Consider the following 23,523-nt stretch of genomic DNA (forward strand, 5'->3'; position numbering starts at 1 on the left):
GTACGGTTCGGCACCCCTTGATTGATCAAACCACCTGGGGGTTACCATATGAGCGCCGCCTAGCTCGAAAGATACTCTTGTGACTGTCAATGACGACTCGTTCACCAGTTGGAAGAACCGCGAGGAGATCGCGGAGTCGATGATCCCGATCATCGGGAAGCTGCACCGGGAGCAGGACGTCACCGTCCTGGTCCACAGCCGCTCCCTGGTGAACAAGTCGGTGGTCAGCATCCTCAAGACCCACCGCTTCGCCCGGCAGATCGACGGCGAGGAGCTCTCGGTCACCGAGACGCTCCCGTTCCTGCGCACGCTCACGACGCTCGACCTGGGCCCGTCCCAGATCGACATAGGCATGCTGGCCGCCGAGTACAAGAGCGACGGACGCGGCCTCACGGTCGAGGAGTTCACCGCCGAGGCCGTCGCCGGGGCCACCGGCGAGAACAAGACCGAGCGCCGCGACGGGCGTGACGTGGTGCTGTACGGCTTCGGCCGCATCGGCCGCCTCGTCGCCCGCCTCCTCATCGAGAAGGCCGGTTCGGGCAACGGCCTGCGCCTGCGCGCGATCGTCGTCCGGGGCGGTGGCGACCAGGACCTGGTCAAGCGCGCCTCGCTGCTGCGCCGGGACTCCATCCACGGCCAGTTCCAGGGCACGATCACCGTCGACGAGGCGAACAGCACCATCGTCGCCAACGGCAACACGATCAAGGTGATCTACGCGAGCGACCCCTCCGAGGTCGACTACACGGCGTACGGCATCGAGAACGCCATCCTGATCGACAACACCGGCAAGTGGCGTGACCGCGCGGGCCTGTCGACGCACCTGCGCCCCGGCATCGACAAGGTCGTCCTGACCGCGCCCGGCAAGGGCGACGTGCCGAACATCGTGCACGGCGTCAACCACGACACGATCAAGCCGGACGAGCGGATCCTGTCCTGCGCCTCCTGCACCACGAACGCGATCGTGCCGCCACTGAAGGCGATGGCCGACGAGTACGGCGTGCTGCGCGGCCACGTGGAGACGGTCCACTCGTTCACGAACGACCAGAACCTCCTGGACAACTACCACAAGGCCGACCGCCGCGGCCGTTCCGCGCCGCTCAACATGGTGATCACCGAGACCGGTGCGGCCTCGGCCGTCGCCAAGGCGCTGCCGGAGCTGAAGGCGCCGATCACCGGCAGCTCGATCCGCGTCCCCGTCCCGGACGTCTCGATCGCGATCCTGAGCCTGCGGCTGGGCCGCGAGACCACCCGCGACGAGGTCCTGGAGTACCTCCGCGACGTCTCGCTGCACTCGCCGCTGAAGCGCCAGATCGACTTCACCACCGCCCCCGACGCCGTCTCGATGGACTTCGTCGGCTCGCGCCACGCGTCCACCGTCGACGCGGGCGCGACCAAGGTCGACGGCGACAACGCGATCCTCTACCTCTGGTACGACAACGAGTTCGGCTACTCGTGCCAGGTCATCCGGGTCGTCCAGCACGTCTCCGGCGTGGAGTACCCGACCTTCCCGTCCCCGGCGGTCTGACCGCCCGGCCCGACGACGGTCCGCGCCGCACCTCCCCGGGGGTGCGGCGCGCCGTCGTTTCCGGCCCCTCCCGCACATCGAAACGGAACCTGCTATAGTCATCAGAAGTTGCAGTCGTGGTTCCCAAAGAAACTTACAGTGCCTTTGACGATTCGACATCGTCGGGCGCTTTCTGTGTTTTCGGTGCAGTTTTCCGGACGGGGCAATCATCACGGCGACTCCGGGTGGCGCACAGTGCGTCCCCCTGGGCTACGCCCCGAAGGAGATTTAGACATGGCCAACGGCACCGTGAAGTGGTTCAACGCGGAAAAGGGCTTCGGCTTCATCGAGCAGGAGGGTGGCGGCCCGGACGTGTTCGCCCACTACTCCAACATCGCCACCTCTGGCTTCCGTGAGCTCCAGGAAGGCCAGAAGGTGACCTTCGACGTCACGCAGGGCCAGAAGGGCCCCCAGGCGGAGAACATCCTCCCCGCCTGACGTCTCACACGTCCGGACGCAGCCGGAGCCCTCACCCATGTGGTGAGAGCTCCGGCTCGTCGCGTTTTCCAGGAAGGTCCCCATGAACAGCACGAGCAGCACGGACGGCAAGGACGGCGCGACCGGGTTCGCCGCCTTCGGCCTGCCGCCGGAGGTCCTCGCGGTCCTCGCCCGGCTCGGCGTCGACGAGCCGTTCCCCATCCAGTCCGCGACCCTTCCCGACGCCCTCGCGGGCCGTGACGTCCTGGGGCGCGGCCGGACCGGCTCCGGCAAGACTCTCGCCTTCGGCCTCCCCCTGCTCGTCCGCACCGCCGGCCGCCGCGCCGACTCCCGACGGCCCCTCGCCCTGGTCCTCGTACCCACGCGTGAACTCGCCCAGCAGGTCACCGAGGCGCTCGATCCGATCGCTCGGGCCCTGAAGCTGCGCACGGCCACCGTCGTCGGCGGGATGTCGATCGGCCGCCAGGCCGCCGCGCTCCGCGAGGGCGCCGAGGTCCTGATCGCCACCCCCGGCCGTCTCATGGACCTCGTCGAGCGCAAGGACTGCCGCCTGGACCGGGTGGCCGTGACGGTCCTGGACGAGGCCGACCAGATGGCCGACCTGGGCTTCCTGCCGCAGGTCACCGAGCTGCTCGACCTGACGCCGCCGGACGGCCAGCGGCTGCTGTTCTCCGCCACCCTGGACCGCGATGTCGATCTGCTGGTCGAGCGGTACCTGAAGGACCCGGCGGACCACTCGGTGGACCCCTCGGCCGCCGCCGTGTCCACGATGGACCACCATGTGCTCCTCGTGCACGGCCCCGACAAGTTCGCCACGGCCACGGAGATCGCCGCCCGCGACGGACGCGTCCTGATGTTCCTGGCCACGAAGGCGGCCGTCGACCGCTTCACCAAGCACCTCCTCGGCAGCGGTGTCCGCGCCGCCGCGCTGCACGGCGGCAAGTCCCAGCCGCTGCGGACCCGCACCCTGGACCGCTTCCGGAAGGGCGAGGTGCCGGTCCTGGTCGCGACGAACGTGGCCGCGCGCGGCCTGCACATCGAAGAGCTCGACCTCGTCGTCAACGTCGATCCGCCCGCCGACCACAAGGACTACCTCCACCGGGGCGGGCGCACCGCCCGCGCCGGGGAGTCCGGACTCGTCGTCACGCTGGTCACCCCCGAGGAGCGGCGCGAGGTGGCCCGGCTGATGGCCGACGCGGGCATCCGCCCCCAGGAGACCCGGGTCCGTTCCGGCGAGGCCGAACTCAGCCGGATCACCGGCGCCCGCGCCCCGTCGGGTGTCCCCGTCGACGGGGCCGCGCCGAGCACGGAGGGCGCGCGGCGCGGCGGCGCGGCCTTCCGTGGCATGGGCACCGTCCCGGGCCGCCCCGGCCGCGCGAAGAACGAGTCCCGCAAGGCGACCGAAGCCCGGCAGGCGGCCGAGGCCCGCAGGGCCGCGAGGGTCCGCCGGGGCGGCTGACACCACCTGGGGCGACGGGGTCCGCGCGCGAACCGATCCGGGGTCCGCGCGCGGGCCCCGGATGCCCGGCCTGGGCACCCGGGGCCCACCGGGCGTCCGTGTCTCGTCCCGGGAGGCCCTGGGCCGTGGGGCTCGGACGCCCCTCAGGGGCCCCGGGGCCCGAGGAGGGGCCCCCATCCTTCTCGAATCTCTGCGGGGCACCCGAGACCCTTACGGGTTCCCGAGCCCGTAAGGGTCTGAAAGTCCCCAGGAGCCGGGGCATCCCTCCAGGGAGTTCCAGGCCCGTAGGGGACACGTCGGCCGCTTCACCCGTAGGGGTTTCGGCCCCGTGAGGGCGGCCATGTCCCGCGCGAGTTCCGGCGGCACCTCGTGGGCCCCTTCCCGTGAAGGCTCCCCTCTCTCCGCACGGAAGGGGAGTTCCGTACGGAAGGGGAAGGGGAATCCGTACGGAATTCGCTTTCCCCGTAAGGAAATTGCCCTCCCGTCCGAAAGCCGTGGGTCCTCACGCGTCCGTCCGTCGTTGAGCAGCGTGACGCATCCAGACGCCTTCGGAGGACCCATGAGCGACCCTTTCGACGCGACCGCGACCGCCGCCGGTTCCGCCCCGGCGGCCACGGCCCCGGACTCCCCCGCCCACCGGCCGGCGGGCGGGTCCGCCCCCTGGGAGACCGTCGGCGCGCTCGCCGCGCTGTTCTCCGGGTTCGACAGCGGGCGGGGGATCCCGGCCGAGGAGCAGTGGACGCTTCAGGTGCTCAAGCTCACCGAGGAGGTCGGGGAAGCCGCTCAGGCGGTCGTCGGCGTCCGGGGGACCAATCCACGCAAGGGCCGCAGCCACACCTGGGAGCAGGTGGCCGAGGAGGTCGCCGACGTGGTGATCACCGGCATGGTCACCCTGGCCCGGATGCGGCCGGAGGACGCCCCGGAGTACTTCGCCGCCGTGCTCGCCGAGAAGTCCGCCGAGTTCCTCCCGTACGCCGGACGCTCCTGAGGCGAGGGCCGCGGAGGGCGCCGGTGGCTCAGGTCGCGTTCAGGGCCACCGTCGGGTGCAGGCGCGAGGCCCGGACCGCCGGGTAGAGACCCGCGATCACCCCGATCACCAGGGTCGCGCCCAGGCCTCCCGCCAGGGCCCACGGCGGGACCACCGGCGTCCACTGCTGCACCCGCGCGAAGCCGTACGTCGCCGCCGTGCCGAGGACCGCGCCCGCCGCGCCGCCCAGTGCCGACAGGAGCAGCGACTCGGTGAGGAACTGCAGCCGGATCGCGCCCCTGGTCGCGCCCAGGGAGCGACGGAGCCCGATCTCCTGGCGGCGTTCCAGGACGGAGATGACCATGGTGTTGGCGACGCCGACGCCGCCGACCAGGAGGGCCACCGCGCCGAGGCCCAGCATGAGGGCGGTCAGGCCCTCGTCGGTCGCCGCCTTGGCCGCCAGCGCGTCCGAGGGGCGGGAGACCTTGACGTGTCCCTCGTTCCCCGGGCTGATCGTGCGGGCGAGGACGGCCCGCACGTCCTCCACCGAGGCGTCCGTGGATCGCTCGAACACGGTGGTGGGGTGTCCGTCGAAGCCGAAGTGGCGTTCGGCGGCGGGGAATCCGACCATGGCGACCCGGTCCAGGTTGGGGACCAGTTCGATCGGCCGGAGGATGCCGACGACCACCACCCGGGTGTCGCTCATCATGATCGTCTCGCCGGGGCCGGTGATGCCGAGACGGTCGGCGGCCACCGCGCCGAGCACGGTGACCGGCAGGCGCTCGCCCGCCCGGTCCAGCCACTTCCCCCGGGCGACCTCGCCGCCCAGCGCGTCCAGCAGATCGATGCGGACGGCCTGGGTGGTGACCCCCGCCGTGCGTTCCTCCGGGACGAGGTCACTGCGCCGGATGCGGGCGTCGACGTCCCCGGTGGCGGTGGCGTGCTGGACGGGTCCGATGCGTTCGACCATCGCGGCCACGTTCTTGGGGAGTCTGATCTCCTGGCCCAGGGGGTCCTTGCCCGCCTCCGCCGTGAGCAGGTTGGTGCCGAGCCGGTCGAGCCGGGCCATCAGGTCCGCGCGGCTCGACTCGGAGAGACCGACGACCGCGACCATGGTCGCGATGCCGATGGCGATGCCGAGCGCGGAGAGCACCACCCGCGCGCGGCGCGCGCGCAGTCCCACCGCGCCGACCCGGAGCACGTCGAGGGCGGCGAGCCGGGCCGGGCGGAGTCCCGCGCCCGCCGCGTGGGCGCCCTTCACGCGGCGGCCCCTTCCGCCGTCCGGACGCCCCGCTCGTCGGAGACGATCTCGCCGTCCTTGAAGCGGACGCGGCGCGGCAGCGAGTCGGCGATCGCCTGGTCGTGGGTGATGACACAGATCGTGGTGCCGGACGCGTGCAGTTCGTGGAGCAGTTCCATCACGATCGCGCCCGAGGCGGTGTCGAGGGCCCCGGTGGGCTCGTCGGCGAGCAGGAGGCTCGGTTCCCCGACGAGCGCGCGGGCGATGGCGACCCGCTGTTTCTCGCCGCCGGACAGTTCGTTGGGGGTGTGGGTCGCACGGTGGTCGAGCCGGACCCTGGCCAGTGCCTCGCGGGCCCGGGCCCGGCGCTGCCGGGCCGGGACGCCCGCGTAGAGGAGTCCGTCGGCGACGTTGTCCACGGCGTCGCGTCCGGCCGCGAGGTGGAAGTGCTGGAAGACGAAGCCGATGTGCCGGGCGCGCAGGGCGGACAGGCGCGCGTCGGACAGCGCGGACACGTCGTGGCCCGCGATGCGGACGGTGCCGCCGGTGGGCTTGTCCAGGGTGCCCATGACATGGAGCATCGTGGACTTGCCGGAGCCGGACGGGCCGACGACGGCCAGCAGTTCGCCCGCGTGGACGGTGAGGTTCACCCCGCGCAGGGCGTGGACGCCGCCGGGGTACGTCCTGGTGGCGTCCCGCAGTTCGATCACGGTGGCGGGCGTCCCGGTGAGGGTGCCGGGACCCCCGGTCGCGGTGGCGGCGGTCATGAGGCGGCCACCCCGACCTGAAGGCCCTCGCGGACGTCGGGACCGCTGATCTCGATCTGTCCGTCGGCGGTCATCCCGGTCTCCACACGGATCACGGAGGTGGTCGTGCCCCGGACGACCTGGAGGCCGTACCCCCCGTTCTCGCCGCGCAGGGCGATGACCGCTTCGACGGGGACGGCGAGGACGCCCTTGCGGGCCTCGCTGACGAACTTCACGCTGGCCGTCGCCCTGGCGTCCTCGCCGGTCGCGGCCCCCGCGCCGCCGTCGAGGACGACCTCGACGACGATGCCCTCCTGGGAGACGGGGGCCCCGCCGGAAGCACTGTCGTCCTCGGGGCGTACGGTCCCGGCGACCCGGCCCGGCACGGTCCTCCCGCTGGGCAGGGTGACCTCGACCCGGGTGTTCCGCGAGGTGAGGGCGCCGTCGGACTGGTCGAGGGCGGCACGGACCACGGGGTGGGTGGAGGCGACGGTCAGGACGGCCGTGTCGGCGCCGACCTGGTCGGCGAGGGACGCGTCGGCGGTGACCACCTTCAGCCGGCCGGGCTGGAAGACGACGTCGCCCTTGCCGACGCGGCCGGTGGCTTCCCGGTTCAGGGACTTCTGCCACCGTTTGACGGCACGCTCGGTGTCCTCGTCGTACCGGGGGTCCACGTAGATCCCGGCGCCGTATCCCAGGTCGCGCAGATTGCGTTCCAGCTGGAGGACGTCGCTGCCCCGGTCGCCCTTCTTCATCTCGCGGAACATCGGGACCGGCCCGTAGAGGAGGGTGACGGGCTTGTCGTCCAGCTCGTAGAGGGCCTCCCCCCGGGTCAGGGTCTTCCCCTCGGGGGCGGCGACGGTGACGGTCCCGTCGACGGCGGACTTCACCACACGGCGCTGCGCGTAGTCGAGCCTGCCGTCGACGGTCTTGGACCGGACGAGGTCGGTGCGGACGACGGTGGCGGTGGCGGGCGGCGGTCCGTCCTTCCCCGAGCCGCCGGAGCCGTCGCCGTCCCGGCCGCCGATCGGGCCGAAGCCGCCGAGGAGGGCGGTTCCGCCGGTGACGGCCGCGAGGACCACGGCCGCGCCGATCGCGCGGGCTGTGCGGCGCCTCACTGCATTCCGTCCAGACCGTCGAGCAGCTTCGTCCGGCACGCCTCGCGGGCCTGCTTGTACGTGGGGGACTTCTGGTCGATGACGGGGGAGGCGGGGCTGGGCTCGCCGCCCGGCTGCGCGTTGCCGCCGCTCATCGTCGGGTTGGTGAAGCGGGAGACACCGTTGTCCCTCATGCACTTGGCGTGCGCGAGCATCGACTCGTAGGACTTCTGCTGGTCCCGCTGGGGCTCGGCGTCCATGACGGTGCGGAGTTCGGGGACGCAGACGCCGTTCTTCCCGCCCTTGGCCGCCTCCATCTGGCCGGGCTTGGAGGCGATCTCCTCGACCTTCCCCCAGTCGAGGTGGCCGCTCAGCTTGGGGTCGGGGTAGTCCTCGTAGCCGCCCTTGACGCGCATGCAGCGGACGTACGCGAGCTGGGCGTCGTAGAAGGCGCTCTTCCCCGCGGGCTTCGCGGAGGGACCGTCCGGAGTGCTCGGGGCCTTGGCCGGCGCGGTCGTCCCGGGGGCGGTGGCGATGGCGTCGGCACCCTCGGCGCGGACCCCGTCACCTCCGCCGCACGCGACGGTGAGGGCGAGGACGGGCAGTACGGCGAGGGCGACGAGCCGGAGCCGGGCGGGAACGCGGGAGGGTGTCTTCGTGGTCATGCCGCCACCCTCGCCAGAGCAGGTGATGGCGGGTCCATGACGACATGATGAGAACGTAACAATGCCCCCGACCTGCGTCTCGGCCCCTCGCCAGGGCTTCGGGCGGGTGCGCGCGGCACCCATAATCGAGCCCATGCCGCATGTACTGCTGATCGAGGACGACGCGTCCGTACGGGACGGGATGGAGCTCGTGCTGCGCAGGCACGGGTACGGCGTCGACACGGCCGCCACCGGTGAGGAGGCACTCGCGCTGCTCGCCGGTCCCGACGGAGCGAGGATCGAACTGGCCGTCCTCGACCTGATGCTGCCCGGCATGGACGGCTTCGAGGTGTGCCGCCGCGTCCGCGCCCGGACGGCCACCCTGCCGGTCATCATGCTGACCGCGCGCGGCGACGACCACGACATCGTGACCGGTCTGGAGGCGGGCGCCGACGACTACGTCGTCAAACCGGTCACCGCGCCGGTCCTGGAGGCCCGTATCCGCGCCGCCCTGCGCCGGGCGGAACCGGCGGCCCGGAACCGGCCCGAGGACGCCGACCTGGCGGGCCTGGTCATCGACCGCGCCGGGCTCACCGTGACCAAGCACGGCGCCCCGGTCCCACTGCCCCCCACCGAACTCCGGCTGCTCCTGGAGCTCTCGGCCTCCCCCGGGCGGGTCTTCAGCCGCGAACAGCTCCTGGCCTCGGTCTGGGACCACACCTTCCTCGGGGACTCACGGCTGGTGGACGCGGCCGTGGGACGGCTGCGGGCCAAACTGGAGGACGTACCGGCCAAACCCCTGTACGTGCAGACCGTGCGGGGCTTCGGCTACCGCTTCGGACCGCTGTGAGCCGCCGGACGGCACGCTCCGGCGCGGACACCGGTCCCGGGGCCGGTCCCGGTCCCGCTCCCGAGCGCGAGCGGCGGCGTCCGAAGCGGCGCCCGTGGCGGCTCGTCGTCGGCCTCAGGACCCGGCTCGTCGTCACCTTCGTGCTGGTCGCGCTGGTCAGCGCGGTCACAGCGACCGCGCTCGCCTACCGGGAGGCGCGCACCGCCGTCCTCCAGCGCACCCAGGACGCCGCCGTGAGCGACGTACGGGACCGGGTCGCGTCGGTCGCCGCCGACTTCGACCTGCCGCCCGACCAGCGGACGCTCGCCCGCTTCGCGGCCCGTGTCTCGGACGGGCTCGGCGCCCGGATCGTGGTCGCCCGGCACCGGGACCTGACGGCGGTCTCCGACGCGTACGCCGATGTCGAGGGCCGTGTCACGACGGAGCTGCGCGCCGCCGTACGGGCCGGGGACGGGGCCCGGTTCCAGCGCGTCGAGTGGCGGGGCGAGCCGTACCTGGTCGTGGGGACGCCGGTGACGTACGCGGACGGCGACCGGCGCGAATCCGGTCTGGAGGTCTTCGTGATCACCGATCTGCGGGCCGAACGCGACGACACCGCCTCGCTCCTCGCGTCCGTGCGGACGGGCCTGCTGCCCGTGGTGGTCCTCGCCGCCCTGCTGGCGCTCCTGGCGGCCGGGACGGTCCTGCGTCCGGTACGGAAGCTGGGGCGGGCCACCCGGGGGCTGGCCGCCGGGGACCTCAGCAGCCGGGTCGTGGTGAAGGGGCATGACGAACTCGCGGAGCTGGCAAGGACGTTCAACGAGACGGCGGACGCCCTCCAGTCCTCGGACGCGCGGCTGCGCGAGCAGGAGGCGAAGGCCCGGCGCTTCGTCGCGGACGTGTCGCACGAGCTGCGCACGCCCCTCGCGGCGATGACGATGGTCGCGACCGTACTCGACGAGGACGCCGACCAGCTGCCGCCGGACGCGGCGCGCGCGGCCCGCACCGTGGGCGCGGAGACCGCCCGGCTCTCCCGGCTCGTCGAGGACCTGATGGAGATCTCCCGCTTCGACGCGCACGCGGTCCGGCTGAACGCCGCCGAGACCGACCTCGCCGAGACGGTACGGGCCTCCCTCGCGCTGCGCGGCTGGACGGACCGGGTGGAGGCCCGGCTCGGCGAAGGGCCCCGGGCGGTCGTCGACCGGCGCCGGATCGACGTGATCGTGGCGAACCTGGTGGGCAACGCGCTGCGGCACGGTGCCCCGCCGGTCGTCGTGACGCTCGGCACCGGCCCCGGGCCGGACGGACCGTGGGTGACGGTGGAGGTCGCCGACCACGGCCCCGGACTGCCGCCCGAGGTGCGGGAGCGGGTCTTCGACCGGTTCTACAAGGCCGACGCGGCACGCACCAGGGGCGCGGCCGACGGCGGCGGCCAGGGCAGCGGTCTGGGCACGGCCATCGCGCTGGAGAACGCACGACTGCACGGCGGCACGATCGAGGTCGCCGAGGGGCCCGGGGGCGGCGCGGTGTTCACCCTGCGGCTGCCCCTGCGGCGCGCGGAAGGGGAAGCGGAGTGAGCGTACGGAGACGGGGAGCCGTCGCGGCCCTCGGCATCGCCCTGGTGGGGTGCGGTGTCCAGCCGACCGGAGTGATAGGCGCGGGCGAACCGGCCACCGGACTGACCCGGGGCGTCCGGCTGTACTACGCGTCCGGCAGCGGACTGCGGGCCGTGCCGGCGGTCGACCAGAGGATCGAGAACCTCGGCTCGGTCCTGAAGATGCTCGCGGTCGGTCTGCCGCCCGTCGAGCAGCGCGACGGACTCACCAATCTCGTGGAGATCGGCGGCTACACGGTGAGCGGCCGGGGCACCGAGGTCACCCTGTGGCTGGCCGATCCCTACCGGGCGACGGGGCGCGACCAGGGCACCGGGCAACTGGTGTGCACGCTCGCCCGCGCCCAGTCCGTCCTCGATCCCCGGGTCAGGGCGGAGGACGTCGAGGTCACCCTCCGCCCCGACGAGGGCCCGTCGTTCGGCCCCTACCGGTGCGCGGAGTTCCTGAACGGCTGAGGAGTCCACGCGGGGCGGAAGGCAGTCCCCTGCCGGGCCCTGCCGGAGACTGCCCCGCCGGGGACTGCCGGGGACTGCCCCGGCGGGGCCCGGACCTTGCCGGAGAGGCCCCGGTCGGGCGCGGGGGCCCGGCGCCTGCGGGGAGAGACCCTGGCCGGGGCTGGAAGGACCCACCCCTGGGTGGGGAGGAATGCACGGCCAGACGCCTATGAGCCCCCACCTCTACGGGAAGGCACGGCCCGGGGCCGGAGGAGTCGGCCCGGCCCGGAGGCAGCCTGCCGGACCGCACCCGGGCCCGGAGGCCACCCAGGTCCAGGCCCTGGCTCTGGACCTGGACCTGGACCTGATCCTTGGCCTTGGCCTTGGTCCAAGGACCACCCAGGTCCGGCACTGTCCCGCCCCCGGCGGACGCCGGTCAGCGCAGAGGGAGGCGGACCTCTATCGTCTTGCCGCCCCCGGGCGGCAGCCGTAGCCGGACCTCCAGGGCGAGGAGTCTGACCAGGGGCCAGCCGAAGCCGCCCTCGGCCAGTTCGACGGCCCGCTCCGGGCTCCAGCGCTCCGCGCGGCGCGGCAGCTCGTCACTGGCGTCGGCGACCGAGATCGTCACCGCCGCCGGACCGAGCGCCACGTCGAAGCCGGTGAGCCCGCCGCCGTGCCGGAACGCGTTCGTCACCAGCTCCGACGTCACCAGCAGCGCGTCCCCCACGGCGGTGGACGAGGGTGTGCCCCCGTCCACCGCGCCACCCGCGCCCGTGGTGCGCCCCGCCAGCGCCGCCGCCACCCGCGCCCGTGCCTCGGCCGCGTCGCGCGGCACCCCCGGCCGGTGCTCCCGCCGTATCCCGTTCCCTGTGGTCACCGTCCCCACCGAGTCCCTTCTCCTCGCTCACGGTGCGCCTTCCCCGGCGCACCGCTCGCATTCCTCCCGTCACCCCCGTCCGCGCGGGCTTCCCCGACACATGGGCGGTGACACCGCTGGCGGGGTCCCGGCTTCGCGCCGGGTCAGCGGGCGCCCGCCCGCGCGTTGGCAGGGACGGCGACGGAGGAGACGGCCTGGGCGATGGCGTCGGCCTGGGTGGAACTCAGGCCGTAGTAGTCGGCGAGGCGGGTGCTGAAGTCCCGAATGTTGTGGTCGAGCACGTTCGGCGGGAGCCCCGGACCGAAGACGGCCGCGAAGCGCGGGCTGCGGACGAGGGACTCCCTCAGGGACTGGGAGGAGGCGGAGGCCGACGCCGACGCCCCGGCGGACGCGGCAGTACTGGTCGCCGCGCTCTCGGAGACGCTGACGGTCACCGCCTCCGCGGCGGCGGTGGGCGCAGGCGTGGTGGTGGAAGCGGGCGTGGGGTCGGTGACGGGTTCGTCCATGGCGTACGAGAGGGCCCTGGGGCTGAGCGCGATTCCGTAGTCGACGAAGACTCCCGTCAGCGCGTCGGCGATATCGGCGGCGTAGGCGGCGGTGGACGTGGGGGCGGTGAGGGAGCCTCCGGCGGGCGCCGGGCGGGGCTCCACCGCGACGGCGCCACCGGAGGCGGCGCCGAGGGCGGAGGCGGAGAGGACAAGGGCGGCGAGGGCGCGCCTGGTGTTGTTCATGCCATGTGAACGATCAAGGTCAAGTGCGGTGGCGGAGGCTCGGCGTGGAAACGGCTCCGGGGCGGGTCGTCGGCGTCCGGGCACGACCGCGTCGCCCGTCCGGCGCCCCGTGACGCTCGGGCATTCTCCTGTAGGGGCGGCACTCAGGCGCCGTGTCCCTCGAAGGGCCCGACCGCAACTGTCACCACCCTCAGGGAGGCAGACAGTCGTGGTGGCATCGCTGTGCCCTCGCCGCTGAGCCCGTGCCATGGATTCCGAAGCCCCACCGGACCCCGTCCGGGGCCGTTCGGCATCCGGACCCTTCCCCTCGGTGTCCGGTTTCCACCGGTCCATACCGGCCAGGTCCATACCGGTGGGATCGGCCGGAATGACGCGGTCTCTGAAGCGGGGCACGCGGGGCTCCGGGCGCGGAGTCAGAGGGGCCTGGAGTGGGAGGGTCCGGCCCGGGGCGCCTGAGGGGCGGGGGTCTCGCGCGCTCCCGGGGCCGCGATCTCCATCCAGACGTACTTGCCGCCCTCCCGGGGAGTCGCGCCCCACGCGCGCGTGAGCCGGTCGATGACGACGAGACCGTTGCCGCCTGGCCTGCCGGGGGCGTCGCGCGGCCGGGTGCGCGGGACCCGGCCGCTCCGGTCGCCCACCTCGATCCGCACCCCGCCCGCCGGGGCCGGGCGGACGACGAGGTCCGTCGGCCCTCCGGCGTGCAGACAGGCGTTGGTGACCGCCTCGGAGACCACGAGCAGGACGTCTTCCAGGGCGAGGGCCCGCTCCTCCCGGGTGGGCCCTCCGGTCCGGGCCGGACCCGGCCAGTCCCAGTCGGCGAGGACGGCGCGGCAGAAGTCCCGGCAGCGCGCGGCCACCGCGCCGCGGTCACCGAGGAAGAACCGCCCGGCCCGTTCCCCGTACCCCGTGTGTTCACTGGTCATCGGCTCCGGACCTCCTTCTCACGAACCCTCTCCGGGCGGGTTCCCCGCCCGGAGATCCATACACGGGACGGACCGGTCCGAATCGGGCGGACCGAGGCGTTGCCGTGTGATGCTGCGAGGACAGCGGGGACGGTGCGGGCCTGGAGGTGCGGAGGATGGGCGAGCGCGGGGACGGCGGCGCGGCGGACGGGGGCCGGGTGGAGACCGCCGGGCAGCGCGCCGACCGGCAGTGACAGCGGCCCGCCCGGGAGTCCTGACCGGGCGTTCCGGTCAGAGGTCCTGCACGCGCCGGAACGGGTGGTCGGCCTCCAGTTCGTAGGCGAGTTCCAGGAGGGTCCGTTCGGCGCCGGGGCGGCCGGAGAACATGATGCCGACGGGCAGTCCCCCGGCGGTCGGGCGGGCGGCGGGCAGGGAGAGCGACGGGGTGCCGACGACGTTGTTCACGGGGGTGAAGGCGACGTACGCGAGGATGCGGTCGATGAGGGTCTCGTAGGGAACGGCCGGGCTGAGGTGTCCCAGCGGGGGCGTGGTGTGGGCGAGGACGGGCGAGAGGACGAGGTCGAGCCCCCGGAAGGCCGCCGCGTACGCCCTGCCGGTGCGCTTGAGGCGGCGCAGGACGCCGGGGGTGCCGCGCCAGTTCCGCAGGTACTGCTCGCGCAGTCCTCTGCTGAGGCCGTCCATGCGGTGCCGGTCGAAGTCGGCCCCGAGGGTGCGGCCGGTGGCGCCGAGCAGGTAGGACAGCATGCCCCAGTAGGTGAGGAAGTCGTCGGTGAACCGGGGGTCGAGGGTGAGTTCCACGGGACAGGCGGTGTGGCCGAGGCGTTCCAGGGTGGCCACGGTCTCCGTGACGGCCGCGCGGGTGGCCGGGTCGGTGGGGACCCCGTTCGGCGAGTCCAGGAGGAAGCCGACGCGCAGCCGTCGCCCGGAGGGGCCCTCGACGAGGCCGACGGGCGGCAGCTTCGGGTTGCGCCAGTGCGTCTCGGCGGCGGCGAGGAACGCGGCGGTGTCCCGGACCGAGCGGCTCACGACGCCGTCGGAGACGAGGTCCAGGGGCAGTCGGCGGCTCTGGGTGTTGCCGACGACCCGGCCCCGGGTCGGTTTGAGTCCGACGAGTCCGCAGCAGGCGGCGGGGATGCGGATGGAGCCGCCGCCGTCGTTGGCGTGGGCGATCGGCACGGCTCCGGCGGCGACCAGGGCGGCGCTGCCGCCGGACGAACCGCCCGCCGAGCGGCCGGTGTCCCAGGGGTTGCGGACGGGTTCGGCGTCCTCGTACTCCGTGGAGGGGCTGAACCCGAACTCGGGGAGGCGCGTCTTGCCGAGCACGGTGACGCCGCTGCTCAGGAACTGCCGGGTGAAGGGCGCGTGGCGGCGGGCGGCGCGGGGGACGAAGGCGGCGCTGCCGTGGCCGGTGGGCAGTCCGCGCAGTTCGGTGTTGTCCTTGACGAAGGTCGGCACCCCGGCGAGCGCACCGCTGCCGGGGGCGGGTTCGGGGACGTCGATGTGCGTCTGGACGGCGTGCAGGCGCCCTTCCACGGCCCGTACGCGCGCGGCGGCGTCCCTGGCCGCTTCGGCGGCGCTGACCTCGCCCTTCCGTATCGACCGGGCGAGCCCCACGGCGTCGTGCTCGCCCAGGGCGTCGTCCCGGAAGGCGTGCACCCTGGTCGGTTCCTCGGATGTCGACACGGCTGTCTCAGCCCCCCGGCCTCGTGGATGGTGGACGGCCAGCATGGCGTACCAGCGGGTAACACGCGAGACCCCGATAGCCCTGTTTCAGGAGCGACGGCTGTTCCCCGAGGAGAGAAGGACCGTTTCTTTCGTCTTCGCTTCCGGGGAAACCGGTTTCTGATCATCGATCGGCTTGTTTTGAGGGGTTGCCGGTCGGCCAACGCGGGCAGGTTTGCAGAGCCGTGGGGCGGGAATCGGCCGTCCTCGGCGTTGGTGGTTTAGCGATCGTGCACCGCCCGGGTGGCAGGACGTGTCCGGGCGGGCCGAAGAGGAGGGGACCGGTCCCCATGACCGTACACGCCGTCGAGCTCCCCGAACTGTGGATGCCCCACCCCCTGCGGGTGAACCCCTTCCTGCCCGCCCTCCGTCAGGAGAGCGAGACCTGGGCGCGCGACATGGGCATGTTGGGCGGCGAGAGAGGACCCACAGCGGACGGCCCGGTCTGGACCCGGTCCCAGTTCCACGCCATGACCGTCGACCAGCTGACCGCGTGGACCCTGCCCGACGCCCCACCGGCCGCCCTCCGGCTCAACCACCGTTTCAACATATGGGCGTTGGCCTGGGACGACTACTTCGCCACCGCCTTCAAGCAGACCGGGGACCTGCACGGCGCACGGGAGTTCACCGCCCGGCTGCACCGCTTCCTGGGCCCCGAGCCCGACCGGCTGCCGGAACCGGCGAACCCCGTCGAGCGGGGCATCGCCGACCTCCAGCGGCATCTCTTCCCGCCCCGGCTCGCCCACTGGCGCGCCGAGTTCAACCGGGCCCTGGTGCGGTACGTCGACGCGGGCGTCGAGGAACTGTCCAACAGCCTCGACGGACGGGTCCCCCATCTGATCGAGTACGCGCCGTTCCGGCGGGACAGCTTCGCCGCGCACACCGCCCCGTACTCCGTGGAGCTGGCCACCGGCGCGCGAATACCCGAACAGATCCGCCGCACCCGGACCGTGCGCGCCCTCCTCGACGCCTTCATGGACTTCATGGGGCTGGCCAACGACATCGCCTCCTACGAGCGCGAGGTCCACGAGGAGAACGATGTCAACAACCTCGTGGTGGTGCTCGGCAGTTCCCTGGGCATCTCGCTGCACGACGCCGTGATCGCCGCACTGAACCTGGTCAACAGCCGGCTGCGGGACTTCGAGCACCTCCGTCTCGCCGACCTCCCCCTCATCGTGGAGGCGGCGGGACTCGACCACGCCGAGCGCGCCGAACTCGACACCTGGCTCCGAGGGGCCTGCGGGTTCCTCTCCGGCATCCACGCCTGGTACACCGGCGCCCCCCGGTACGCCCCCTCCGACACCCCCTTCCCCGAGTGACGACGAAGGACCGGCCCCGGGAGGGGCCGGTCCTTCGTCACCGGGGGCGCCGGTCGGCTACCGCTTCCCCAGCAGCCTCCGCAGCCGCGCCCGCCAGGTGCCGCGGGGAGCGGACGCCCGGGACGGCTCGGTCACCGTCTCCGGCCACGGTCGCGGCGACGGCTCCGTGCTGGCCCTCGGCGGCGGGGGCGGAAGCGGCGCGGGCTGGTCGAACGACTGCGGGGGGCGGGGGACGAAGCTCACGGGCAGCGCCGTGAGGTGCCGGGCCCAGGTGGAGGAGCGCCAGCTGAGCGTGTGCTCGGGGACGGACAGCGCGATGTCCGGGAGCCGGGTGAGCAGGATGTCGATGCCGGTGTCGGCGATGATGCGGCCGACGTCCTGCCCCGGGCACTCGTGGGTGCCCGCGCTGAAGGACAGGTGGGCGCGGTTGTGGTGCACCGGGGCGGAGGGGTCGGGGCGGATCGTGGTGTCGACGTTGCCCGCGGCCAGACCGAGCAGGAGCATGTCCCCCGCCTTGATCTGCTGCCCGCCGACCGAGGTGTCGCCGTTGGCCCAGCGCCCCGGGCAAACCATCAGCGGCGGCTCGTCCCACAGGACCTGCTCCACCGCTTCCGGCAGGGTCATCTGGCCGCCCGCGAGCGAGCCCCTGAACCGGGGGTCGGTGACCACCATGCGCAGCACGTTGGACATCAGGTTGGCGGTGGTCTCGTACCCGGCGAGCAGGATGAGCCGCAGGTGGTGCTGGACCTCCTCGTCGGTGAGTCCGGCGGGGTGGGCCATCAGCGCGGAGGCGATGTCGTGTCCCGGCCGGGAGCGCTTCTCGGCGACGAGCCTGGCGAGGCTCTCCAGGACGTGGTCGTTGCTGGCGAGCGAGGTCTCGGTGGCCTTGAAGAGGTCACGGGCCGCGTGGACGAGTCCGGGGGTGGCCTCCTCCGTCATGCCGAGGAGGTGGGTGAGGGTGAGCATGGGCAGGTGCTCGGCGAACCGCTCGACGAGTTCGGCGTCGCCGTCCTCGCAGAAGGTGTCGATCAGCTCGTGGGCGAAGCGGGTGATGTGACGGCGCAGCCCCCGGTGGTCGAACTGGTTGAGGCTGGCGGTGACCGCGCCGCGCAGCCGTTGGTGCTCCTCCCCGTCCGCGCAGACGCAGTCGGGCCGCCAGCCGATCATCGGCATGAGCGGTGAGGTGGCGGGGTCGATCTCCCCGCTGGTCCAGCCGTGCCAGACGCGCGGGTCGCGGGAGAACTGGGTGGGGCGGCTGGCCACGTCCCGGTTCTCCAGATAGCCGAGGACGAGCCAGGCGCGGACGTCGCCGTCGAGCAGGACGGGCGCCACCGGGCCGTGGGTGGCGCGGAGTTCCTCGTACAGGCCCATCGGGTCGGTCGCGGCGGCGGGGCCGTACAGCCGGGTCGCTCCGCCGGGTCCGGCGCCGACGGCGTGCGCGGGGCAGCCGGGCGGCGGGGTCGGTCCGGGCGGGGCGGTGGCCTGTCCGGGCAGCCCGGTGGCGTGGTCGGCGGGCGGGAGGGTCATGCGTTCTCCTGGGCGGCGGCGAGGGTGCACAGGTAGACCATCAGCGAGAGCAGGGCGTCCCGGCAGGACGCCCGGTCCCGTGCGTCACAGGTGACGATGGGCACGGAATCGCTGAGGGCCAGGGCAGTGCGCAGTTCTTCCAAGGGGTACTGCGGGGCTTCCGGGAAGGTGTTGACGGCCACGACGAACGGGACCCGGCGGTCCTCCAGCCGGGTGACGACCTCGAAGCAGACCTCGATCCGCCGGGTGTCCACGAGCACCACGGCGCCGAGCGCGCCCTCGAAGATGCCGTTCCACAGGAACCAGAAGCGCTCCTGTCCGGGGGTGCCGAACAGATAGAGGATCAGCTCCCGGTCGATGCTGATCCGCCCGAAGTCCATGGCGACGGTGGTGGTGTTCTTGCCCTGGGCGCCGGGATTGTGGTCGATCCCGACGCCCGCCTGCGTCATGGTCTCCTCGGTGGTGAGCGGCGGGATCTCGCTCACCGTGCCGACCATCGTGGTCTTGCCGACGCCGAAGCCTCCGACGACGACGACCTTGACTCCTCTGGCACCGTGGGGCAGCAGCATGTCGGTGCCGCGGGGGCCGACGCCGGGGGCGTCAGAGCTTGCGTAGTCCATGGATCACCGCCTCGAGCAGGCCGCGTTCGGGGTACGCCGCGACGGGGACGGGCGCGATGGCCTCGACCTTCCCGTCGTCGACGAACTGGGACAGGAGCACGGTGACGACGCTGAACGGGAGACTGAGGTACGCCGAGAGCTCGGCCACCGACAGCGGGTACGTGCACAGCGAGAGGATGGCCGCCTGTTCGGGCTGCATCGCCGGGTCGGGCGTGGCCCGGGTGACGATGAGCGTGACCAGGTTGAAGGTCCCGGCCGTGGAACCCGGATCACCGGTGATGACGTAGAGGGGGACGGGGGTGCCCTCGTCCCAGGGGTTCGGGTTCTCTGATGTCACATCGCCTGCCCGACGTCATCGCGGGGCGGACTGGTCATGTGCTGACCGATCCGCACCACGAGCGTCCGCATCCGGGCGCCCAGGAGCCCGGCGTCCACCTCCTCGTCGGCGAGCACCGCGAGGTAGGCGCCGGGTCCGGCGGCCATCAGGGAGAAGTAACCGCCGTCGGCCTCGATGCCGACCATGTGCGTCGAGCCGTCCCCGTGCGGGAACATCTGCGCGATGGCCCGTGCCAGGCTCTGGATGCCGGAGCAGGCGGCGGCGATCGCGTCGGCCGCGTCGGGCTCGGTGTTGGCCTGACCGATGCACAGCCCGTCGGACGACAGGACGACCACGTGGCGCACGTACGGGACGCCGCCCACGAGCTCCTTGAGCATCCAGTCCATGTTGGGCAGTGGCTGCATGTTACTCAACCTCATCTGACGGCTCGTGGTGGGGAGTGGTGGGCTGGGGGGCGTTGCGCTTGTCCCCGTTGAACGCCTCCCACATGAGACCCGGCTGGCGTGCGGGGCCGGAGGAACCCTTGGTCGGGAGCGGGGTGGGCGGTGTCGTGGTCGCCACGACGACCGGGATGGGGACGGGCGACTCGCGCCGGCGCTGCGGGAGCCCGTTGGGGGTCTTCCTGATCTCTCCGGTGTCGTTCGACGCCGTGACCGGCGGTACGGCTCTGGGCAGCACCGGACCTCCCCCGACGGGGCGCTTGCGGGGTGGTTCGGGGAACCTGAGGACGGACTGCGGGACCGTCGTGATCAGGCGCCGGGGTACGAGCACCACGGCCCGTACGCCGCCGTAGGCGGAGGTGCGCAGATCGACGTCGCAGCCGTGTTCGCGGGCCAGCCGGCTGACCACGGGGAGGCCGAGCTGGGTGACCTCGCCGAGGCTGGCGAGCTGGATGCCGGACATGGACTGGCGCATGACGCGCTCGACGCGCTCCCGGACCTCCTCGGTGAGTCCGACGCCCCGGTCCTCGATCTCGATCGCGATGCCGGAGGGCACCTCGCTCGCGGTCACCTCCACGGGGGTGTGCGGCGGCGAGAACGTCGTGGCGTTGTCGAGGAGTTCGGCGAGGAGGTGGATCAGCGGCTCGGCGCCGGGGCCGACCACGGCCACCTCGGTCACCGAGGTCAGCTTCACGCGCGGGTAGTCGACGATCCGGGACATGGCGCCGCGCAGGACGTCGTAGAGCGGGATCGCCTTGGACCACTGGCGTCCTGGGCGGGCGTCGCCGAGCACGGCGATGCTGGCCGCGAGGCGTCCGATCAGGGCGTTGCGGTGGTCGATGTCCTGGAGGCCCCGGGAGATCACCAGGTCGGTGCCGTGGACGATCTGCATGGTGTGCAGGTCCTTGGCGAGCTGGTGGACGATCGCCTGCACTCTTCGGGCGACGGCGACGAGGGCCCGCTGGGAGGCGTCCCGGGTGTTCTCCTCGGTCTCCACCGCTTCCAGGATGGTCCCCAGCGCGCGCTTCAGAGCGTCGGCGAACTCCGGGTCGATATGGGCCCCGAAGGAGACGGAGTGCAGGATGTCGGAGGCCTGGTCGCCCTTGCGGAGCCGGGCGACGGCCGCCGGGAGCAGCTTCTCGGCGAGCCAGACGGTGCTGGTCCGCTGGTCGGCCAGCCGGTCGAGCAGCGCCGCCTCGCGCTGGGCGAAGCGCTCCCGGGCCTCCGCCTCGGCCCGCGCGGTGCGGACGACGTCCGCCGCGCGGAGTCTGCGGGCGGTCTCCAGGGAGGTGAGGAGCACCAGGGCGAGGGCACCGGAGCCGTACCAGGCCAGTGGTGCCCGTATGTCCGCCGGGGCGAGGAGCAGCGCCGCGGCCAGGGCACCGGCGAGGACTCCCGGGGGGAGGAGCCAAGCCCGGCCGGGCGCGGGCGGCCGGGCTCTGGAGGTCGATCCTGCACGAACCATCGAGGGGTCCCTCAGCAGACTGGAATGAGCGGACTGGGGTGACGTGGTGCGAGGGCGGGCCCGTCGGTATCACGCCGTGCGGGCGTCCTTGCGCGGGCGCTTTCCGTCCGCGAGCACCACAGCGGTCATGACTCGCTGTGATCGCTTCGCAACACATTGGGGAGCATAGTCAGTTCGGGTTCACCATGTGACCGAGCGGGAATGGCTCCCCGCACCGGTCATTTGAGGTCTTGAAAGTGACCAAGTACCGCTCTGAAAATGCAATGAACCGATCACATAGCGACGGAGAGAGAGCGAGGCTCCGATCATCCGAACGCACGACCACTTCTCCGGGGGCGTGCGGATCCGCACTCCGGAGCGCGGGACTCCGGACGCGCGGGGTGGCACCCGGGCCCCGAATATCGTCATCAGGCCAATCAATGGCGGAGAATAGCCGCCCGCTCCACACCGTCGCTCACTGTCGGGCGTCCGGCGGATTGGCCGAACTTGCCGTAGACCAATTAGATGCCTGAGGCATGTAGTGGAGACGGCACCACGTCAGAGTCACCGATGCGCACCGAGCGAGGCCTCCCATGACGAAAGCCGTCGCGTTCCCGCAGAACCGCACCTGCCCCTACCACCCCCCGACCGCCTACCCCCGTGCCGACGAGGAGCGCCCGCTGTCCCGGGTGACGCTCTGGGACGGCCGGTCCGTGTGGCTGGTCACCGGCCACGGCGCCGCCCGCGCCCTCCTGGCGGACCCCCGGCTCTCCAGCGACTCCACCCGGCCCGGCTTCCCGCTGCCGACCGAGCGCGCCGAGACGGTGCGCCGCCGCCGTCGCGCGGCCCTGCTCGGCTGGGACGACCCCGAGCACAACACCCAGCGCCGGATGCTGATCCCGAGCTTCTCGCTGCGCCGCGCCGAGAACATGCGGCCCCGCATCCAGGAGACCGTGGACCGGCTGCTCGACGCCGTCGAGGCGCAGGGCCCGCCCGCCGAGCTGGTGAGCGCCTTCGCGCTGCCGGTGCCGTCGATCGTCATCTGCGAGCTGCTCGGCGTCCCGTACGAGGACCACGAGTTCTTCGAGGAGCAGTCCCGGCGGCTGCTGCGCGGGCCCACCGGCGAGGACACCACCGACGCCCTCGCCCGGCTGGAGGAGTACCTGGGCGACCTGGTCGACCAGAAGCGGGCGAAGCCCGGCGACGGCGTCCTCGACGACCTCGTCTCGCTGGGCGGCGCGGACGGCGGGCCCGACCGTGACGAGCTGGTGCAGCTCGCCTCGATCCTGCTGGTCGCCGGGCACGAGACCACGGCGAACATGATCTCGCTGGGCACGTACACGCTGCTGCGGCATCCCGGGCGGATGGCCGAGCTCCGGGCCGACCCCTCGCTCCTGCCCACCGCCGTGGAGGAGTTGCTGCGGTTCCTGTCGATCGCCGACGGTCTGCTGCGGGTGGCCCGCGAGGACGTGGAGGTCGGGGGAACCGTCGTCCGCGCGGGCGAGGGCGTGGTGTTCTCGACCTCGGTCATCAACCGGGACGCCGCCGCCTACGCCGATCCCGACACGCTCGACTGGGGGCGCTCGGCCCGCCATCACGTGGCGTTCGGCTTCGGCATCCACCAGTGCCTGGGGCAGAACCTGGCGCGGGCGGAGCTGGAGATCGCGCTGGGGACGCTGCTGCGGCGGCTGCCGGGGCTGCGGCTCGACGCGCCCGCCGAGGAGATCCCCTTCAAACCGGGGGACACGATCCAGGGGATGCTCGCGCTCCCCGTCACCTGGTGAGAGGAGCGTCCCCGATGCGCGTCTCGATCGACGGCGACCTCTGCATCGGCGCCGGGCAGTGCGCCCTGACGTCGCCTCAATTCTTCACCCAGGACGACGACGGGTTCGGCACGGTCCTGCCGGAACGGGAGGGCGGCGGGCCGGAGGGCGACGACGACCTGCTCGACGAGGCGGTCCGCGCCTGTCCGGTGCAGGCGATCACTCTGGACGAGGGGGCCGAGGCCCCCGGGGCTGATCCCGGCCGGTCCGGTACCTGATCCAGGCCGCTCCCGGACACCTGGCCCGGGCCGCTCCCCGCGTCCGGTCCCGGCCGTTCCCGGGCACTTGATCCCGGCCGTTCCGGGCTACCTGATTCAGGCCGTTCTCCCCGTCCGGTCCCGGCCGTTCTCCGGGTCCCGCCCCGCGCACCCCCGCGTGCGCGGGCGGGAGGAACGCCGTGCGCCGGGCGGAACCGCGTCGCGCGCGGCCGGAACCCCGCCCGGGGGCCGGGCGGGGCCGTGCCGTACGCCGGGCGAGGCCGGGCCGCACAGGGGGCCGGGCCGTCTCGCACAGGTGCGGATCGCGCCCCGCACCGGCCGGGGGCCTCCGATGGTCCGTACCAACAGACCGGACGAGGTCTCAGGAACCCTGCCTGAGCAGGAACTTCACCATGGAATGAACAAGTGCGGACCTTCTTGGACGCATAGGGGAAACATAGGCCAAGCAAAGGACGTCGATCCGGTCGATCGAGTTCCGTATTGATCAACAACGCATCTATAGTGCCGACAT

The 23,523-nt window shown here is 72.8% G+C and carries 23 protein-coding genes; 10 read left to right on the top strand and 13 right to left on the bottom strand.

The annotated features are described in order from the left end of the window. Window positions 1-79 precede the first annotated feature (79 nt). The 4 genes from ACIRQY_RS31630 (at window position 80) to ACIRQY_RS31645 (ending at window position 4,449) form a co-directional block, all read left to right on the top strand. Window positions 80-1,525: a glyceraldehyde-3-phosphate dehydrogenase gene (locus tag ACIRQY_RS31630; RefSeq protein WP_403931345.1), complete on the top strand. Its 1,446-nt coding sequence runs from the start codon at window positions 80-82 to the stop codon at window positions 1,523-1,525. Window positions 1,526-1,798: 273 nt separating this feature from the next. Continuing rightward, on the top strand, window positions 1,799-2,002 hold the full coding sequence (locus ACIRQY_RS31635) for a cold-shock protein (RefSeq protein WP_030218719.1): 204 nt from the start codon (window positions 1,799-1,801) through the stop codon (window positions 2,000-2,002). 82 nt (window positions 2,003-2,084) lie between these two features. Beyond that, window positions 2,085-3,461: a DEAD/DEAH box helicase gene (locus ACIRQY_RS31640; RefSeq protein WP_403931347.1), complete on the top strand. Its 1,377-nt coding sequence runs from the start codon at window positions 2,085-2,087 to the stop codon at window positions 3,459-3,461. A gap of 559 nt (window positions 3,462-4,020) precedes the next feature. After that, window positions 4,021-4,449, top strand: a complete 429-nt coding sequence (locus tag ACIRQY_RS31645; RefSeq protein ID WP_403931349.1) for a MazG-like family protein — start codon at window positions 4,021-4,023, stop codon at window positions 4,447-4,449. Between the two features lie 28 nt (window positions 4,450-4,477). Here the strand turns inward: ACIRQY_RS31645 and ACIRQY_RS31650 are convergent, their stop codons facing one another. Genes ACIRQY_RS31650 through ACIRQY_RS31665 form a run of 4 tightly spaced genes read right to left on the bottom strand, consistent with a single transcriptional unit; the run spans window position 4,478 to window position 8,176 of the window. After that, a complete protein-coding gene (locus tag ACIRQY_RS31650; protein WP_403931351.1) occupies window positions 4,478-5,689 on the bottom strand; it encodes an ABC transporter permease in 1,212 nt (403 codons plus the stop codon). Further along, window positions 5,686-6,435: an ABC transporter ATP-binding protein gene (locus ACIRQY_RS31655; protein ID WP_403931352.1), complete on the bottom strand. Its 750-nt coding sequence runs from the start codon at window positions 6,433-6,435 to the stop codon at window positions 5,686-5,688. Before ACIRQY_RS31655 ends, ACIRQY_RS31650 begins: the two co-directional genes overlap by 4 nt. Further along, window positions 6,432-7,532 (bottom strand): peptidoglycan-binding protein, encoded by a 1,101-nt coding sequence (locus tag ACIRQY_RS31660; RefSeq protein WP_403931354.1) that lies wholly within the window; start codon window positions 7,530-7,532, stop codon window positions 6,432-6,434. Before ACIRQY_RS31660 ends, ACIRQY_RS31655 begins: the two co-directional genes overlap by 4 nt. Continuing rightward, entirely contained in the window at window positions 7,529-8,176 is a 648-nt protein-coding gene (locus ACIRQY_RS31665) for a hypothetical protein (protein WP_403931356.1), read from the bottom strand. The genes ACIRQY_RS31660 and ACIRQY_RS31665 overlap by 4 nt, the downstream gene beginning before the upstream one ends. Window positions 8,177-8,309: 133 nt before the next feature. Here ACIRQY_RS31665 and ACIRQY_RS31670 point away from each other — a divergent pair, with 133 nt between their 5' ends. Genes ACIRQY_RS31670 through ACIRQY_RS31680 form a run of 3 tightly spaced genes read left to right on the top strand, consistent with a single transcriptional unit; the run spans window position 8,310 to window position 11,052 of the window. Further along, window positions 8,310-9,005, top strand: a complete 696-nt coding sequence (locus ACIRQY_RS31670; protein ID WP_351790464.1) for a response regulator transcription factor — start codon at window positions 8,310-8,312, stop codon at window positions 9,003-9,005. Beyond that, window positions 9,002-10,561, top strand: coding sequence for an ATP-binding protein (locus tag ACIRQY_RS31675; RefSeq protein ID WP_403931358.1), 1,560 nt, complete (start codon window positions 9,002-9,004; stop codon window positions 10,559-10,561). Before ACIRQY_RS31670 ends, ACIRQY_RS31675 begins: the two co-directional genes overlap by 4 nt. Beyond that, the gene (locus ACIRQY_RS31680) at window positions 10,558-11,052 is read left to right on the top strand and encodes a hypothetical protein (RefSeq protein WP_403931360.1); all 495 of its coding nucleotides are present in this window, start codon (window positions 10,558-10,560) and stop codon (window positions 11,050-11,052) included. Before ACIRQY_RS31675 ends, ACIRQY_RS31680 begins: the two co-directional genes overlap by 4 nt. Before the next feature lie 415 nt (window positions 11,053-11,467). On the opposite strand, the gene ACIRQY_RS31685 is transcribed toward ACIRQY_RS31680, so the two are convergent. The 4 genes from ACIRQY_RS31685 to ACIRQY_RS31700 all read right to left on the bottom strand — a co-directional run bounded on the left by ACIRQY_RS31685 (window position 11,468) and on the right by ACIRQY_RS31700 (window position 15,245). After that, window positions 11,468-11,908, bottom strand: coding sequence for an ATP-binding protein (locus ACIRQY_RS31685; protein ID WP_403931361.1), 441 nt, complete (start codon window positions 11,906-11,908; stop codon window positions 11,468-11,470). Window positions 11,909-12,051: 143 nt separating this feature from the next. Further along, on the bottom strand, window positions 12,052-12,639 hold the full coding sequence (locus tag ACIRQY_RS31690) for a hypothetical protein (RefSeq protein WP_403931363.1): 588 nt from the start codon (window positions 12,637-12,639) through the stop codon (window positions 12,052-12,054). A gap of 413 nt (window positions 12,640-13,052) precedes the next feature. Continuing rightward, on the bottom strand, window positions 13,053-13,562 hold the full coding sequence (locus ACIRQY_RS31695; RefSeq protein ID WP_403931365.1) for an ATP-binding protein: 510 nt from the start codon (window positions 13,560-13,562) through the stop codon (window positions 13,053-13,055). A 270-nt stretch (window positions 13,563-13,832) separates the two neighbouring features. Further along, window positions 13,833-15,245 carry an amidase gene (locus ACIRQY_RS31700; RefSeq protein WP_403931367.1) on the bottom strand — a complete coding sequence of 471 codons (1,413 nt, stop codon included), beginning with the start codon at window positions 15,243-15,245 and terminating at the stop codon, window positions 13,833-13,835. A gap of 329 nt (window positions 15,246-15,574) precedes the next feature. Between ACIRQY_RS31700 and ACIRQY_RS31705 the strand changes: the two genes are divergently transcribed. Beyond that, complete coding sequence (locus ACIRQY_RS31705) at window positions 15,575-16,603, top strand: hypothetical protein (protein WP_403931369.1); 1,029 nt, start codon at window positions 15,575-15,577, stop codon at window positions 16,601-16,603. A gap of 57 nt (window positions 16,604-16,660) precedes the next feature. Here ACIRQY_RS31705 and ACIRQY_RS31710 read toward each other — a convergent pair whose 3' ends face one another. The 5 genes from ACIRQY_RS31710 to ACIRQY_RS31730 are packed head-to-tail and all read right to left on the bottom strand — an operon-like array spanning window position 16,661 to window position 20,992. Beyond that, entirely contained in the window at window positions 16,661-18,130 is a 1,470-nt protein-coding gene (locus ACIRQY_RS31710) for a cytochrome P450 (RefSeq protein WP_403931370.1), read from the bottom strand. Next, complete coding sequence (locus ACIRQY_RS31715) at window positions 18,127-18,750, bottom strand: GTP-binding protein (protein WP_403931372.1); 624 nt, start codon at window positions 18,748-18,750, stop codon at window positions 18,127-18,129. The genes ACIRQY_RS31710 and ACIRQY_RS31715 overlap by 4 nt, the downstream gene beginning before the upstream one ends. Further along, window positions 18,731-19,087 carry a DUF742 domain-containing protein gene (locus ACIRQY_RS31720; protein ID WP_351790492.1) on the bottom strand — a complete coding sequence of 119 codons (357 nt, stop codon included), beginning with the start codon at window positions 19,085-19,087 and terminating at the stop codon, window positions 18,731-18,733. The genes ACIRQY_RS31715 and ACIRQY_RS31720 overlap by 20 nt, the downstream gene beginning before the upstream one ends. Next, window positions 19,084-19,491, bottom strand: coding sequence for a roadblock/LC7 domain-containing protein (locus tag ACIRQY_RS31725; protein WP_351790494.1), 408 nt, complete (start codon window positions 19,489-19,491; stop codon window positions 19,084-19,086). Before ACIRQY_RS31725 ends, ACIRQY_RS31720 begins: the two co-directional genes overlap by 4 nt. A gap of 1 nt (window position 19,492) precedes the next feature. Then, a complete protein-coding gene (locus ACIRQY_RS31730; RefSeq protein ID WP_351790497.1) occupies window positions 19,493-20,992 on the bottom strand; it encodes an ATP-binding protein in 1,500 nt (499 codons plus the stop codon). A 572-nt stretch (window positions 20,993-21,564) separates the two neighbouring features. Between ACIRQY_RS31730 and ACIRQY_RS31735 the strand changes: the two genes are divergently transcribed. Next, a complete protein-coding gene (locus tag ACIRQY_RS31735) occupies window positions 21,565-22,755 on the top strand; it encodes a cytochrome P450 (RefSeq protein WP_351790499.1) in 1,191 nt (396 codons plus the stop codon). Between the two features lie 14 nt (window positions 22,756-22,769). Next, window positions 22,770-23,012, top strand: a complete 243-nt coding sequence (locus ACIRQY_RS31740) for a ferredoxin (RefSeq protein WP_403931375.1) — start codon at window positions 22,770-22,772, stop codon at window positions 23,010-23,012. Window positions 23,013-23,523: the final 511 nt, after the last annotated feature.

It is taken from the genome of Streptomyces sp. NPDC101490 (genome assembly GCF_044767145.1).
Classification (GTDB): Bacteria; Actinomycetota; Actinomycetes; order Streptomycetales; family Streptomycetaceae; genus Streptomyces.